Source organism: bacterium (assembly GCA_035528375.1).
Classification (GTDB): domain Bacteria; phylum RBG-13-66-14; class RBG-13-66-14; order RBG-13-66-14; family RBG-13-66-14; genus RBG-13-66-14.
The window spans coordinates 1-15,605 of record DATKYS010000020.1 but is presented as its reverse complement, the minus strand read 5'-3'; the positions used below and the strand labels follow the sequence as shown (position 1 = coordinate 15,605).

Genomic DNA, 15,605 nt, shown 5'->3' with positions numbered 1-15,605 from the left:
TCGGCCCCTACGTCAGCGCAATTGACGAGGGACGGGCCGGGGTGAGGGCCGTCACCTGCCCCCTCTCCCTTTTAGGGAGAGGGTGGGGGTGAGGGTCGGGGCGTGAAAACGGCGGGGATTAAAATCCCCGCCCTACATTTCGAGCCGCCCGATTTCCCTCGTAGGGGCCGACCTTTAGGTCGGCCCGCAGTCCCCCCCCTTTGGGGGGAGGCTCGTCTACGGGCCAGGGTGAGGGCCGTCACCTGCCCCCTCTCCCCGTGGGAGCGGCGCGCCGACGGGAATGGGGGTGAGGGCTGCCTTATAAAAAGCGGCGGGGAAAGGATTCCCCGCCCCACATTCGTTCTTTAAAAGCGACGCCTGACGTAACGAGTGCCGGGGCCGCTTACAGCGGGCGGATGAACTCCACTCGGTCGTACTCGTAGGCCGGCCGCGTCCGGCTCTCGAAGTGCAGCCCCAGGGTGGTGGCCACGGCCCGGGCTCCGGTTCGTAAACTAACGATGCGCCGTTCCACGTCGAACCAGGCTGCGTCGGGTTCGGGCAGGTAGAGCAGCTCGGCGAAACAGCTGTCCTCCCCACGGATGCCCGAATTTAAAAGTGGTGGGACGATGGCACGTAAGACGGGCCGTCGAAGCGAAAGGCACGCCAGACGCTTACGGTATACGATACCATAATGGCTGCCGGGATTCCTGTCGGGGACGAAGAAGAGCACCGCACCCGGGAACTGGCCCATGTCCTTGCAGAAAGTTTCGGGGGCCAGCTCCCGCTCATCCGGTTTCTCGATGACATTGTAGGGATCAACCAGCGCGAGTTGGATGGGCGGCATGGCGGCCAGGTTCTCGGACCGGAGGGCGTTATAGCCACTCCCACCGGGAAGCTCCAGGATCGCGAAACCGGCCTTTTCTAACTCGGCCTTTTTGATCGGGTCCTCCTCGAAGACCATCACCTGGGGATCGCTCTTGTGGCGTCGGGCCAGCTCGGTGCTCCCCAGGTAATAGCCCTGCGCCATGGTATCCTTCTGGACGCCTCGCAGGCGCAGCTCCGCCGGTGCGGCCAGCAGCCGGTCCGCCACCTTGGGGACCAGCCGGCGGTTGGGGACCCCGGCGAAGGCGTCCAGGTACGTCCCGCGGGGGAGTATCCAGTCGAGCGAACGTAGCAGCCACTCGTGCTTGATCAAATCTCCGGCGTTGCCGGCGTCGTAGGGGAAGTTGCTCATCGTTACTCCATAAGTCCGCGCTCGAACTGCTCCTTGAACTCGGCGACGCCCCGGTAGACGGCGTAGGCCGCCTCGTACTGGTACGCCGGGTCGGCCAGGCGCACCTCCTCGCTCTCGTTGGTCAAAAACCCCACCTCGACCAGAATCGCCGGCATCTGCGTCCCGCGCAGGACGTAGAAGTTGGCCTGCTTCACCCCCCGGTCGTTGCAGCCCAGGTTATAGACCAGCTTCTGCTGCACGCAGGAGGCCAGGCTTTGGGATTCCTCTAGGTACTCGCTCTGCATGAGATCGCCCAGGATGAAGGAGAGCTCGTCGGAGGTTTTCATGGGCAGGTCGGGGTCCAGCTCGAAGTCGGCGTTCTCCAGGTGGGCCAGCGCGCGGTCCTCGGAGGTCAGCGCGTCGGCCAGGAAGAAGGTCTCCGCCCCGTGGGCGGCGGTGTTGGAATGTCCGTTCAGGTGGATCGAGATGAAGAGGTCGGCCTGGGCCGTGTTGGCCATGAGGGTGCGCCCGTGGAGGCCGATCTTGGTGTCGGCGGTCCGGGTCAGGATGACCTCCAGCCCCAGGTTGCGCTCCAGGAGGTTGGCCAGGTAGAAGCTGATGGGCAGGACGAGGGTTTTTTCCAGGTAGCGGCCCGAGAAGCCTCCGGTGCCGGTGTAGTCCCCGCCGTGCCCCGGGTCAATCACCACGCGGCGGATGCGCAGACGGTCGAAATTGGCGTCGGGTTTGAGCGCCTCGGGTGATTTGCCGTAGGCGTCGCGCACCTCGAGGCGGATGGCGTCGCCGTGCCGGTCGGCCCGGTAGAGGTACTCGCCGGGCCACAACAGCGCCCGGAGCTGGTAACCGGTCTCCCGGGGGTGCGGCCGCAGGACCACCTCGTCCACGAAGCCCGCGCCGGGGAACGTCCGGGTGACGCCGGGCGACTCGTCGGCGGGGAGGTCCAGGACCAGGGCGGAGCCCGAGCGCCGCAGTACGAGGCCCTGGATTCCGGCGAGCTCGACCTCCACCACCGTGGCGGCGCCCTCGTTGAAGACGCGCAGGTCGGAGGTCGCCACCGCCGGTGTCGGCTCGTAGACGACCTCGCCCTCGACGACCTCGGCGGCCGGGGATGCGGTGATCAGGAGGGATGCGAGCAGGAAAAGGGGCAGCCCGCGCACTACTCCAGCTCCAGGACGGTGATGTTCTGGTTCGAGTAGATGCAGATTTCGCCGGCCAGGGAAAGCGCCTCTTCGACGATGGCCCGGGCGGAGAGGTCGGTGTGCTTGACGAGGGCCTTGGCGGCGGCGCTGGCGTAACCCGCTCCGGAGCCCACCGCGGCCACCTCGTCGTCGGGGGCGATGACCTCGCCCGAGCCGGAGATCAAAAGGGTCTCCTCGGTGTCGGCCACCAGGAGGACCGCCTCCAGGCGGCGCAGGTACTTGTCGGTGCGCCAGATTTTCGCCAGCTCCACGGCGGCCTTGGAGAGGCTCATCGGGTGATCCTCAAGCATCCCCTCGAATTTCTCGAAGAGGGTGATGGCGTCGGCCACGCCGCCGGCGAAACCGGCCAGGACCTTGCCGTCCAGGAGCTTGCGTACCTTCTTGGCACTGCCCTTTAATATCGTATCGCCCAGGGTGACCTGGCCGTCGCCGCCCAGGGCCACCTTCCCCTCGCGGCGGACGCAGAGGACGGTCGTCGCCCGTAAATCGGAAAAGCTCATTTTTTTCATCTTTCTCTACCCCCACGGGTCTAATTATAAATCCGTCAAACCCTTACGGCAAGCGGAAATAATAAACTTGGGCATTGCTTTAACAGCCCTTTATCGAGGGGACGGACGTGACCGTGGACTGCGACATCACCGACAACGGTGACGGTTCATTCAACGTGCTCTATGATCTGCCCGACGATTTCGACTATGAGACGACCGTCGAGGTCTACTGGTCCGCTGCGGACGGCCTGGGCAACGCGGGCGAGGACACATGGACCTTTGACACCGAGGAAGCCCCGAACGTCGTTACGACCACCTGGGGCGTGATCAAGACCGAGTTCTAGCCCATCTTCGAGAACGGCACAGGGTCCTCCTCCGGGAGGGCCTTTTTGCGGACCGGTGCGGCCGATTTTCCCTCTCCCCGTGGGAGCGGCGCGCCGACGGGATTAAGGGTGAGGGCTGCCATATACTCCCTCCCCCCTCTGGGGGGAGTGTGGGGGAGAGGGGTTGAGACGGGCGGGTGTGGACACCAGCCCCTACGTCATCGCAACGAGTGTCCGGTTTCGATATACAGTATGAAGGCTTAAAAAATAGACAAAATGCCCTTGTATCTTTGGAAATTCTGCTCTAGGATGCCTCGAACCCCTCTCCAAAACCCCCTGCAAGAAAACAAGGAGTCAATCGTGAAAAAGCTAGTGGCTACATTGGCGCTCCTGGTCCTCGCCGGTGCGAGCCCGGCCGAGGTGCACGAGCTGGCCGTCTCGGTCGACACCGGCGGAGCGTTGACTGGCGGTACACCGCCGGTTTCGGGTGAGCACTACGTCACGCTCTCCCCCATGCCGCTCACCGAGGAGGAGCTCTACAACGACAACGGCAGCGCCTACTACCACTGGAGCGGAGGGATAGCCGGCTTCGCCTCGAAGTTCATCGCGCCCTACGACTGCCTCGTGGTCGCCGTCAAGCTGTGCTGCTTCAACTCCTCGGCCCGCAACTTCTTCATCGACATCCTGGGCGAGGACGTCGGCGTGCCCGGCAAGCCGGACCGCAACAACAGTCTTCTGGGCGGGTACGAGACCTTCTATGAGGGCTCTCACTCAGGCGATACCTGGGTCCGGTTCGATCTGGCGACGAGGCCGTTGCTCAGCACGGGCGACGTGTTCTTCGCCATGAGCGACGACTCCATCGAGGGCCAGGACAACGCCCCCCAGGACAACCAGGGCCCGGGACCCGCCGACTCGGCGTGGTGGTATTTCGACGGAGGCAGCTGGTCCGACTATGACACCTTCGGCGCCATGCTGATCCGCGTCTTCGTTGACGACGACTTGTCCGAGCCCGACACCACCCCACCCTTCGTGGCCGATATGGAACCCACCGACGGTGAGTCCGACGTGCCGATAGACTCCGACATCGTTTTCCACTGCAAGGACGACGACTCGGGCGTGGACACCACCACCATAGACTTCACCGCCGAGGACACGACGTTGGGCGCATCTCTCGTGGTGAGCACCGGCGCCGCCGCGCGGCTCGGCGCTTCCCCGGCCGGTGAGATTGCCGGCGACCTGGACGTTGACGACGCCGACCTCCTCGATGTCGTCTGCACCTTCACCCCCGACGCGGACCTGCCCTACGAGGACACCATCACCTGCACCGTGGACGGCGCACTGGCCGACCTCGAGGCTAACGAGATGGGCGATGATTTCGTCTGGAGCTTCGACACCGAGGAAGCCCCGAACGTCGTTACGACCACCTGGGGCGTGATCAAGGCCGATTTCTAGCCGCATCGGATAGAACGGCACAGGGCCCTCCTCCGGGAGGGCCTTTTTAGGCGCCGTCCCGCCCCGCTATGTACCTGATAATCGGTGAACAAACAACCTTAATGGCTTATTCTCCAATACATTGCGAGTGTTCGGTTTCGATTAAAGAACAGCATGAAGGCTCAATAAATGAAAAAAAATGTCTTTACATTATGGGATATACTTCGATATAATGTCTTGCGCATATTTATGAAACCCTTCCCCCCAAAAAAACCAAGGAGTAAACGTGAAAAAGCTTTTGGTTTCTACATTGGCTATCCTGGTTCTGGCGGGAGCGGGCATGGCCAAGGAGTACACGCTGGAGGTCGGCAGCGTCCCCGACACGGGCCCTGTCATTCAGTACGTGCCCGTCGCCCCCACCTCCGGCGGCCTGCGCTACATGCCGCCCCCCCCCGGTGAGACTGAGCTTTACTGGGATGACGGTTCCGGCAACAGCTATTTTGGGGGCGGCCTCAGTCCCTATGCCACGACCTTCACCGCCCCGTCCGCCTGCCATCTGGTGACTTACCGCTTCTACTGGTACAACGGCGGCAGCATTAACGTTGACTGCCTGCTCTACGACGACAGCGGCGGCACCCCCACCGGCAGCACCCTCTTCACCGTCACCGGCAACAGCGGCTCCACAACCTTTAACTGGTTCGATGTGGACGTTTCCGGAGCGGGGGCCACGCTCACCAGCGGCCAGGTCTTCCACCCCGGTTTTAGCTATGTTTACGACTCTGGCGGCGTGCTGATGGATGATGCCAAGCATGCCGGTAGCTGCTGGCTGTGGCTGGGTTACTGGTACGATTACAGCGCGTACTACACCCACATGTGCCGCGTCGTCATTGACGATGACTTTACCGGCCCCTACGTGGACGGCCAGGACCCGGAGGACGGCGGGTGGACCGCCGACAACACCCAGTTCGTGTTCCACGCCAAGGACGACGACAAGGGCGTGGATGATACGACCATTGACGGAGCCGTGGACGACGGCGCGAAGGCCGACGTGCCGGGCAGCCTGGACATCACCGGTGACCCCTCGGACTACACCTGCACCTTCAACCCGGACGACCCCTTCGAGGACGGCACCTACGACGTGACCGTGTACGGCAGCTTGGCCGACCTCTTGGGCAACGAGATGGGCTCGGACGAGACCTGGAGCTTCGGCGTGGACGCCACCGCCCCGACCGTGGGCGGGCGTGACCCGGCCGACGGCGCCACCGGCGTGGACCCGGACACCGACATCGTCTTCCACGTCTACGACCCCGGCATCGGCGTGGACACCGGGAGCATTGACTTCACCGTCGAGGACACCAGCCTTACGCCCGGCAACCGCGCCATGAGCACCGGCTCCAGCGCCGTATCCACCGGGTACGCCCCCGTCGGCGACATCTCCGGCAGCCTGGACATTGACGACTCCGACATCAACGATGTGGTCTGCACCTTCGACCCGGAAGACCCGCTGCCCCCGGACACCATCACCTGCACCGTGGCCGACGGCCTGGCCGACGACCTGGGCAACGCGACCGACGACGACATCGTCTGGAGTTTCAACATCACCGGTGAAGGCGTTGAGAAAGCCACCTGGGGCCAGATCAAGGCCGATTTCTAGCCGCATCGGATAGAACGGCACAGGGCCCTCCTCCGGGAGGGCCTTTTTAGGCGCCGTCCCGCCCCGCTATGTACCTGATAATCGGTGAACAAACAACTTTAATGGCTTATTCTCCAATACATTGCGAGTGTTCGGTTTCGATTAAAGAACAGCATGAAGGCTCAATAAATGAAAAAAAATGTCTTTACATTATGGGATATACTCCGATATAATGTCTTGTGCATATTTGTGAAATCCTTCCCCCCAAAAAAACGAGGAGTAAACGTGAAAAAGCTTTTGGTTTCTACATTGGCTATCCTGGTTCTGGCGGGAGCGGGCATGGCCAAGGAGTACGAGCTGACGATCAGCAACGCCCCCGACACGGGCTTTGCCGTTCAGAGCGGGCCTGTCTCCCCCGTGCCGAGCGCCGTGCGGTTCCTGCCCCCACCACCCCCCTCCGAGACCGAGTTCTTATACGACAACGGCGGCGAGAGTTCGTACTGCCCCTGGGCGTCCCTCGGCATCCGGATGGGCAAGTGGTTCAACGGCGCGGATTGGGGTATCTCCGCGGGCTACATCACCGGCTACCGGATCAACTACTACATGTATTCCGGCGGCACCGACTACTGCCACGCGGCGTTTTACGACTATGCAGGCGGGTGGCCGGACACTGGCTCATTGCTCTGGGAGAGCGATTTCGAAGTCACCGGCTCTTCCGGTTTCGTCTGGGTAGACCTGCCCATGGACCCGCCGATCTACGACGATGACGCCAACTTCGACGGCCTCTTCAATTGGACCAACACCGCCGACACCGGCGGGCCGCAGGTTGGCTTCGCCGGCCCGTACGACCACGACTTCCAGGATTACTCCGGCTGGAGCGCCGGCTGGTACAACTACCTCATGCGCGCCTACTTCAACGACGACGCGGAACCCCCCTACGGGGAAAACTACGACCCGCCCGACGGCGACGTGGACGTTCCGATTGACGCCAACATCGCCTTCGACGTCGTGGACGACGACTACGGCACGGACGGCGACACCATCGCGGTCGAGGTTGACTCGGTGGTCGTGACCGGGGACTGCGACATCACCGACAACGGTGACGGCTCCTTCAGCATCTTCTACGATCCCGACACCGACTTCGGCTACGAGACGGCCGTCGAGGTCTACTGGTCAGCCGCGGACGGCCTGGGCAACGCGGGCGAGGACACATGGACCTTCGACACCGAGGAAGAGCCCCCGAACGTCGTTACGACCACCTGGGGCATGATCAAGTCCGATTTCTAACACACCTCGGATAGAACGGCAAAGGGCCCTCCTTCGGGAGGGCCTTTTGCAACCACAGGCTGAAACCCGCCTTGTTTAGGACGAAAAAACTTGCAACCTCGCCGTAAAAACGGTATCATTTAAACATGGTTCAAACTACGATTACCCAAAGGAGAAAAAGATGAAGTACGCTTCTATCCTTCTGTTGTGTCTCTTTGCCGCGTCGTCCTTCGGCGCCGCCATCAGTGTGACCTACAGTCCCGCGGACACCGTCCAGATCGAGCCGAGCCAGGACACTTGGATCTGGACCGGCTCCGGCCCCTACGGCAGCTCCGCCGAGCTGCGCATTAACAGGGAACCCGACTACGATCAGCGGCCGGTCCTCCAGTGGGACCTCTCCAGCCTCGATGGCTACACCATCAACTCGGCCGACATGTACGTTTACTGCTACGATGGCTATCCGACAGGCACCCTAGATGCTGATATCTACCGGGTTACCGAGTCCTGGGATGAGGCGACCCTCGTGGCCCCGCTCGCCTTCGACGACGCCACGGTCTGGGCCAGCGGCGACGCCGGCGTCCCCAGCGGCTGGAAAACCTACGACGTGACCGACCTGGTCCAGGCCTGGGTTGACGGCGACTACGACAACTACGGCGTCGTCTGCTTGGGCTACGGCTCCTCGTACTACCAGCGCTGGTACTCGAAAGAGGCCGGCAGCAACCACCCCTACCTGGACATTGACTACACCCCGGTTGAGCCCGACACCGATCCGCCCTACGTGGAGGACCTCGCTCCCGACGACGGCGACACCGACACGCCGATAGACACCGACATCGTCTTCCACTGCAAGGACGACGACTCGGGCGTGGACACCACCACCATTGACTTTACCGTCCAGGACACCACCCTCGCGTCCGGCGATAAGACCGTGAGCACCGACTCCCACGCGGCGTCCGTCTGGTACACCCCCGTCGGCGATATATCCGGCGATCTGGACATTGACGACGCCGACCCCCTCGATGTCGTCTGCACCTTCACCCCCGACGACGACCTGCCCTACGATGAAACCATCACCTGCACCGTGGACGGCGCGCTGGCCGACGAAGCAGGCAACGATATAGGCGACGATTTCGTCTGGACCTTCGATGTCGAGCTTACCGTTACCACGACCACCTGGGGCGCCATCAAGGCCGGGAACTAGCCCGTCTGCCGAAACAAAGGCGAAAGGCCCTCCCCCGCGGGGGGCCTTTTTCTATGGGAAGGGCCGCCGCGTATCCCCTCTCCCTTCTAGGGAGAGGCTCGCCTACGGGCTAGGGTGAGGGGCGAAAGCGGCGGGGATTAGAATCCCCACCCTACATTTATAAGAAGGCCAGGGTGAGAGTGGGAACGGGCGGGTGTGGACACCCGCCCCTACGAACGTCGGACAGGATACACGCCGTAGGGGCGATGAGTCCACGGTCGCCCGCGGGCGGGTCGGAAAGTGGGGTCACCGCACTGGTTCAGTTTCAACCGGATCCTCCAAAATGATAGGGCAGATTCGGTCGGCGACCGTGGTTCATACCGTGGTGACATGTCTGAAACGGCCCGTGGTGAGCGATTTCGGTCCACATCGCCATCCTGGCACGCTTGTTGCCATTAAGGACTGCGACCGGTTGACGCACCCTTTGGTAAAAAATAACAAAAACCGGTTTAACGAACGAAAAGGAGTCGAGATGAAAAAGGTAATCATGACGGCCCTGATGCTGGTGCTCATCGCCTCCATCGGGTGGGCCAACGAAATCACCCTCTCCGCGGACTCGGACGGGCGCACCTCGGTCATGGGCGACGATCCCGGTGCTATCCCCGTTCCGCCGAAGGGCGAGCATAATGCCGGGCAAATCATCATCTGGGACGACGGAGTGATGGATGACTACTGGCAGGACAACTACAGCCGGGCCGTTCAGTTCACCGCCCCGATGGACTGCCACGTGACCCAGGGCATGGTCTACCAAGGCAATGGTGGAATCATGTTCACACCCTACCTCTTCGCCATCTACGACGATGCGGAGGGATTCCCGGGCGAAAGGCTCGGCGGCGTGATGACCACCGGCGGCGTCAATGAAGGGTGGAACGAGATAAACATCATCCCCGCCGGGGTAATCCTGAACGAGGGGGACGTGTTCTACGGCGTGGCGATCAAGAATAACAGCGAGTATCCCTACTTCTGCTCCGACACCACCGAGCCGATCCACGGGAACTTCTACAATTACCCTGACCCCTCCGGTGTCGAGTGGACCTTCGACGAGCTGTCCGACTTCATGCTCCGGATCATTGTGGACGACGATGTCACCGGGCCCTACACCGACAACCCGAATCCCGCCCCCGGCGAATCGGGTGTGCATGGCGACACGACAGTCACCTTTGAGATCTGTGACGCGAATTACGAGGTCGTGCTCGATACCATCATCGTCGTGGTGGACGGCAATATCGTGACCGACGAGTGCACCATCTCGAAGATTAGCCTGACCGGCGACTACGTGATCAGCTACAAGCCGGAAAAGAGCTTCGACCTCGGCGACATCTACGTTTACTGGTACGCCGAGGACGAGCTTGGCAATGGGGACGAGGACACCTGGTACTTCACCGTTGATGTAAACTCCGACGATTCCAGCACCGAGGAAACAACTTGGGGTGTCATCAAGGATAAATTCTAACCCCGTAGCCAATCCTGGAGGGACCCCACGGGGTCCCTCTTCTTTTACGCCTCCTCGTCCCCCGGCGGGGGCGGCTTATGCTATCCTTTCACCGCGCCGGCGTTCAGGCGGGGTGGGGATGGGTCTGGAGAAGTACATCGCTTTCGCCCGGATCGAGATCAAGCGGATAATGGCCTACCGCTTCGATGTGGTCACCCAGATGGTGAACTCCGTGGTGGTTCTGGTGACCTTCACCTACTTCTGGCGGGCGGTGTACGGGGGGCGCGAGGTCCTGGTCGGGATGAGCCTCGACCAGATGATCACCTACATCTTCCTCACGCGGGTCGTGCGCAGCCTGACCGCCACCCGCATAGACCGGCAGATACTGCGGCGGATACGCTCGGGCGACATCGCCGTGGACCTCTACCGCCCGGCGAGCTTCGTGGGGATAAACTACGGACAGGCCCTGGGCGGCGGCCTCTTTTACCTCCTCGCCATCGGCGTGCCCATTCTGGTGCTCGGCCGCCTCGTTTTCGGTATGCAACCCCCGGTCTCGACGGGGGCGGAGCTGGTCTTCGTCGCCTCCACGGCCCTGGGGGTCGCGGTCCAGTTCGGCATTGACGTTACATTCGGGCTCATCATCTTCTGGACGATGGCCGGCTGGGGAATCGGCATGGCCAAGGGTTTCACCGAGCGGTTCTTCTCCGGCGCCCTCATCCCCCTGAACTTCTTCCCGGACTGGCTTCGGCCCGTCGCCGACTGGCTCCCCTTCCGCAGCGCCGTGTACACGCCCATCGCCATCTACACCGGCATGATCCCCCTGGCTCAGGCCCCAGAGTACCTGGCCGTGCAGGCCGCCTGGGCGGTGGCGTTGAACCTGGCGGCGGCCTTCATGGTCCGCCGGGCCTACCGCCGGCTGGAGGTCCAGGGCGGCTGAAAAGGAGCACACCATGGAGAAGGACGACAGGCTCGAGGTATTCCGGCCGGAACGGGGCGGGGGGGGCGGGCTGCCGCTCGCCGAATCGAACATCCAGGCCGGGTTCCCCTCACCCGCCGACGACTTCATCCAGAACCGGCTGGATCTGAACGAGCACCTCGTCCTGCACCCGGCGGCCACCTTCTTCGTCCGGGTGGCCGGGGATTCCATGGTCGGGGCCGGCATCGCCGACGGCGACATCCTCATCGTGGACCGCTCCCTGGAGCCCGCCGACGGCCGGGTGGTCATCGCCGTGGTCATGGGGGAGCTGGTGGTCAAGAGGCTCCGGCGTACCGAGGGGGGCTGGCTCCTCGCCGCCGAGAACGACGGCTACCCGCCCATCGAGATCGGGGAGGAGAGCGATTTCGAGGTCTGGGGCGTGGTGACCAACGTCATCCACCGCCTTTAGAATGGAAATACGCGTCGGGACCTGCGGTTACTCCTACGACGACTGGCGGGGCGTGTACTATCCGCCGGGGCTGCCGCGCGGCGAGATGCTTGCGTGGTACTCCGGGACGGCGGCCCAGACCGACCTCCTCGCCGGTGAGCGCGGGCCGGTCTTCGACACCGTCGAGGTGAACGCCACCTACTACCGGCTCCCGCCGGCGCGGGTCTTCTCCCGGATGGCCGCCGTCACGCCGGACGGATTCCTCTTCAGCGTGAAGGCCCCGGGAGGAATCACCCATCCGTCGGACTACGGGACTCTCGACGACGGGCTCGTGGAACGGTACTGCGCGGCGGTGACGCCCCTGGCCGAGGCGGGGAAGCTCGGCCCCACCCTGTTGCAGTTCCCCTACCGCTTCAAGGCCGATGGGAGGAATGTGGATTACCTGCGAGCCGCGACCGACGCCTTCCGCGACCTCCAGCCCGCCGTGGAGTTCCGCCACCGCTCCTGGCTGACCGATGAAACCCTAGAGTCGTTGCGCGGGGCGGGACTGACCTTCGTATCGGTGGACATGCCCGCGCTGCCGGGCCTCCTGCCGCCGGTGCTCGTGGCTACCACCGACACCGCCTACGTCCGCTTCCACGGCCGTCGGAAGGAGGCGTGGTGGCGAGGCGGGAACGAGGAGCGCTACGATTACGACTACGCCCTGGAGGAGCTGGAGCCCTGGGTGGAGAGGGTCCGCGCCCTGGGCGAAGGGTCTATATCCTCGGACGTCGAGCCCCCCCTGGACGAGGAGCTGCGGGGGGACTCCTCCGATCTCCTGCGGTTGATCCGCCTGTTGAGCGGGCCGGTGAAGCGGGTTTTTCTCTACTTCAACAACCACCCGAAGGGCAAGGCGCTTTCCGCGGCGCGCTCCCTCCAGAGCCGGCTCGCCGTCGGATAGGGATGGAAACCCCTCTCGCGCAGCGGGCCGCCGCAAGACGCATCGCCCTCGTGGACTGCAACAACTTCTACGCCTCCTGCGAGCGGGTCTTCCAGCCTGAGCTTGCGGGAGTGCCGGTGGTGGTGCTCTCCAACAACGACGGCTGCATCATCGCGCGCTCGGACGAGGCCAAGGCGCTGGGAATAGCCATGGGCGCGCCCTTCTTCAAGACGCGGCCCGTAATCGAAAAGCACCGCGTCCGCGTCTTCAGCTCCAACTTCGCCCTCTACGGCGACATGAGCCAACGGGTGATGTCCACCCTGGCCCGCTTCTCGGAAGACTTCGAGGTGTACTCCATAGACGAGTGCTTTCTGGACCTGACCGGCTTCGGCGATCCGGCGGCGTACGCCGGGGTCATCCGCTCCACAGTTCGGCGCTGGACCGGCATCCCCGTCTCCATCGGCCTCGCCCCCTCGAAGACCCTGGCCAAGGTGGCCAACAAGCTGGCCAAGGCTGACCGCGGCGGACCGGGGGTGAAGGAGCTCCTCCCCGGCGCGGAGCTGGACGAGGTTCTGGCCCGGCTCCCCGTGGAGGACGTCTGGGGCATCGCCGACCGTCTGGCGCGCCGGCTGAAGCGCTCGGGCATCCACACGGCCAAGAAGCTGCGGGACGCCGACGACCGCTGGATTGACAAGAAGCTGGGGGTCGTAGGTCGGCGGATGGTTTACGAGCTGCGCGGCATCGGCTGCCTCGGGCTGGAGGACCAGCCGCCGGACAAAAAGACCATCTGCACCACGCGCTCCTTCGCCACGGCGCTCGTAACCCTCGAGGAGCTCCAGGAGGCGGTGGCCAGCTTCGTCAGCCGGTCGGCGGAGAAGCTGCGCGCCCAAAGCTCCGCTGCCGGTGTGCTGACAGTCTTCGTCATGACCGGCCACTTCGGCGAAGGACCCAAGTACTACAACTCCACGGTCGCCGTGCTCCCCGTGCCCTCCGGCGTCACGCACGAGCTGCTGGGCCACGCCCTCGTCGGGCTCAAGCGCATTTTCCGCTCCGGCTATGCCTACAAGCGGGCCGGGGTGCTCCTGGGCGACATCGTCCCCGCGGGGGCCGTTCAGCTCGACCTCTTCGACCGGCTGGGGGAGCCTCCGGACGGGAGCGACAGTCCACGCAGGCGGGGCGAGCGGCTGATGCGCGCCGTGGACCGCGTCAACCGGGAGCTCGGGCCGCAGACGGTGCAGTACGCCCGGGAGGGGCTCGCCAAGCCCTGGGTGCTCCGGACGAACCGGCGTTCGCCGCGCTACACCACCTCCTGGAGGGAGCTGCCCGTGGCGCGCGCCGGTTGAGACCTCGTTACAGATTCAACCCCCATCCAAGGAGAGGGAAATGCGCGGACCCGTATTCATGACGCTCCTTCTGGCGGCCGCCGTCCTGGCCGCGCCCCAGATGGACGCCTTCCACGACACCGCCGCCGACGCCTACATCGCCTACTTCATCAACGACAAGGGCGAGGTTTTCTGCTCCTACTCCGGGGAGGTGGAGAAGCTGGCGGAGATACCCGGTCCCGGCCCGTGCGACATCGCGGCCCTCTACGACTCGGCGGCCGATGCCTGGTACGCCGTGGCCTGCAACGGCGGGGGGCGGGTCTTCGACGTTCTGGGCGAGAACAACACCCCCGAATTTTCTCAGATACCCGGCAAGGGGCCCTACAGCCTCTCCATCATCTACGACGCCAAGGAGGACGCCTACGCCATCTTCGCCCTCAACTCCGACGGCGCGGTACACATCTACACCGATGGCGAGTTCGTGGAGGTCATGAGCCTCCCCTGAGCCGGAGCTTGGAACTATGTCCGACGAAGTGAAAGCCGCGGGGACTCCCCGGCGCCGCTCCCGAATGGGGCTCATCGGCGCCTTCATCGCCCAGGCCTTCAAGGCCAAGATGGACTACCGGGCCGATTTCTGGACCGGCAACCTCTTCATGGCCTTCATGATGGCCAGCCAGATTCTCTTCATATTCCTGGTCTTCGGCCAGGTGCACGAGGTCCAGGGCTGGACCCTCTGGCAGGTGATGCTGGTATACGGCGTCTCCTCCTCGACCATGGCCCTGGCCCAGCTCGTCTCGCACCACGTGGCCGAGGTGGGCGAGCACATCCGCGGGGGGACCTTCGATTCCCTGCTGATCCGCCCCATCCCGCCCCTGGTGCACCTGTTCATCCGCGAGGTCAACGACTACTGGTTGGTGACCCTGGTGGGGCGGCTGGGGATTACGGTCCTGGCGTTCGTGAAGTGCGGTGTGGCGGACGTGTGGTGGAACTGGCCGGCCTTCCTGGGGTTCCTCGCGGCCGGGTCGGCGATAATCGTGGCGCTGAATGTCGTCTTCGCCGGACTCTCCTTCCGCGTGCTCCAGGTGGAGACCCTCTACTGGTTCTTCATCGGCGAGTTCTACAACCTGAGCTACTACCCGCTGACCATCTACGGCGGGTGGATTCAAGGCCTTCTGACCTGGGTCTTCCCGCTGGCCTGGGTCTCCATCGTGCCGGCGTCCTGGTTCCTGGATAAGGGCGGGGCGTACCAGACGCTGGCGGTGTGGCTGCCGGTGGTGCTCGTGTTCTTCGTGGCCCTGGCCTGGATTCTTTGGCGGACGGGCATCCGGCGGTACGAGAGCACGGGGAGCTGAGTCCGGCGTGGATTGGGAAATGTAGGGCGGGGATTTTAGTCCCCGCCGTTTTTAGGCGACCCTCACCCGCAATGGCTCCGACGTAGGGGCCGACCTTTAGGTCGGCCCGTTTTCAATGTAGGGCGGGGATTTCCTTTCGGGCGCAGATACCATCCCCGCCGTTTTCAGGTTCCCTGCCTCGACCCTCACCCCAACCCTCTCCCTGGGAGGGAGAGGGGACATGCGGCAGACCTCACCTGCGATTGCGATGACGTAGGGGCGGACCTTCAGGTCCGCCCGCGGGCCGACCTAAACGGCGCGCCGTCGGTCGGCTCCTACGAGTCGCAATCAAACGGGCGACCGTGGACGGTCGCCCCTACGGGGTCGATTCGCCAGGCTAGACGTAGGGGCGGGTGTCCACACCCGCCCGCATTCTTGCCTCGACCC

Annotated in this window: 15 protein-coding genes; 12 read left to right on the top strand and 3 right to left on the bottom strand. The window is 63.7% G+C overall.

Features of this window, described 5'->3' with window-relative positions; all coding sequences use genetic code 11:
* Nucleotides 1-382 precede the first annotated feature (382 nt).
* The 3 genes from VM054_01250 to hslV are packed head-to-tail and all read right to left on the bottom strand — an operon-like array spanning nucleotide 383 to nucleotide 2,909.
* On the bottom strand, nucleotides 383-1,213 hold the full coding sequence (locus VM054_01250; protein HUT97684.1) for a hypothetical protein: 831 nt from the start codon (nucleotides 1,211-1,213) through the stop codon (nucleotides 383-385).
* A gap of 2 nt (nucleotides 1,214-1,215) precedes the next feature.
* A complete protein-coding gene (locus VM054_01245) occupies nucleotides 1,216-2,367 on the bottom strand; it encodes an N-acetylmuramoyl-L-alanine amidase (protein ID HUT97683.1) in 1,152 nt (383 codons plus the stop codon).
* Entirely contained in the window at nucleotides 2,367-2,909 is a 543-nt protein-coding gene (gene hslV / locus VM054_01240) for an ATP-dependent protease subunit HslV (GenBank protein ID HUT97682.1), read from the bottom strand. The genes VM054_01245 and hslV overlap by 1 nt, the downstream gene beginning before the upstream one ends.
* A gap of 116 nt (nucleotides 2,910-3,025) precedes the next feature.
* On the opposite strand from hslV, the gene VM054_01235 reads away from it, so the two are divergent.
* From VM054_01235 to VM054_01180, 12 genes are all read left to right on the top strand, one after another.
* Nucleotides 3,026-3,241: a hypothetical protein gene (locus tag VM054_01235; GenBank protein ID HUT97681.1), complete on the top strand. Its 216-nt coding sequence runs from the start codon at nucleotides 3,026-3,028 to the stop codon at nucleotides 3,239-3,241.
* A 339-nt stretch (nucleotides 3,242-3,580) separates the two neighbouring features.
* Entirely contained in the window at nucleotides 3,581-4,672 is a 1,092-nt protein-coding gene (locus tag VM054_01230; protein HUT97680.1) for an Ig-like domain-containing protein, read from the top strand.
* Nucleotides 4,673-4,937: 265 nt separating this feature from the next.
* A complete protein-coding gene (locus VM054_01225; protein HUT97679.1) occupies nucleotides 4,938-6,305 on the top strand; it encodes an Ig-like domain-containing protein in 1,368 nt (455 codons plus the stop codon).
* A 264-nt stretch (nucleotides 6,306-6,569) separates the two neighbouring features.
* Nucleotides 6,570-7,571 (top strand): hypothetical protein, encoded by a 1,002-nt coding sequence (locus VM054_01220; protein HUT97678.1) that lies wholly within the window; start codon nucleotides 6,570-6,572, stop codon nucleotides 7,569-7,571.
* Nucleotides 7,572-7,731: 160 nt separating this feature from the next.
* Nucleotides 7,732-8,751 carry a DNRLRE domain-containing protein gene (locus VM054_01215; GenBank protein HUT97677.1) on the top strand — a complete coding sequence of 340 codons (1,020 nt, stop codon included), beginning with the start codon at nucleotides 7,732-7,734 and terminating at the stop codon, nucleotides 8,749-8,751.
* Nucleotides 8,752-9,262: 511 nt separating this feature from the next.
* A complete protein-coding gene (locus tag VM054_01210; protein ID HUT97676.1) occupies nucleotides 9,263-10,243 on the top strand; it encodes a hypothetical protein in 981 nt (326 codons plus the stop codon).
* Nucleotides 10,244-10,361: 118 nt separating this feature from the next.
* Nucleotides 10,362-11,159: an ABC-2 family transporter protein gene (locus VM054_01205; GenBank protein ID HUT97675.1), complete on the top strand. Its 798-nt coding sequence runs from the start codon at nucleotides 10,362-10,364 to the stop codon at nucleotides 11,157-11,159.
* A 13-nt stretch (nucleotides 11,160-11,172) separates the two neighbouring features.
* Nucleotides 11,173-11,607 carry a translesion error-prone DNA polymerase V autoproteolytic subunit gene (umuD, locus tag VM054_01200; protein ID HUT97674.1) on the top strand — a complete coding sequence of 145 codons (435 nt, stop codon included), beginning with the start codon at nucleotides 11,173-11,175 and terminating at the stop codon, nucleotides 11,605-11,607.
* Between the two features lies 1 nt (nucleotide 11,608).
* Nucleotides 11,609-12,526 (top strand): DUF72 domain-containing protein, encoded by a 918-nt coding sequence (locus VM054_01195; protein HUT97673.1) that lies wholly within the window; start codon nucleotides 11,609-11,611, stop codon nucleotides 12,524-12,526.
* Nucleotides 12,527-12,528: 2 nt separating this feature from the next.
* On the top strand, nucleotides 12,529-13,848 hold the full coding sequence (locus VM054_01190; GenBank protein HUT97672.1) for a Y-family DNA polymerase: 1,320 nt from the start codon (nucleotides 12,529-12,531) through the stop codon (nucleotides 13,846-13,848).
* 40 nt (nucleotides 13,849-13,888) lie between these two features.
* A complete protein-coding gene (locus VM054_01185) occupies nucleotides 13,889-14,332 on the top strand; it encodes a hypothetical protein (GenBank protein ID HUT97671.1) in 444 nt (147 codons plus the stop codon).
* A 16-nt stretch (nucleotides 14,333-14,348) separates the two neighbouring features.
* A complete protein-coding gene (locus VM054_01180; GenBank protein HUT97670.1) occupies nucleotides 14,349-15,179 on the top strand; it encodes an ABC-2 family transporter protein in 831 nt (276 codons plus the stop codon).
* Nucleotides 15,180-15,605 lie beyond the last annotated feature (426 nt).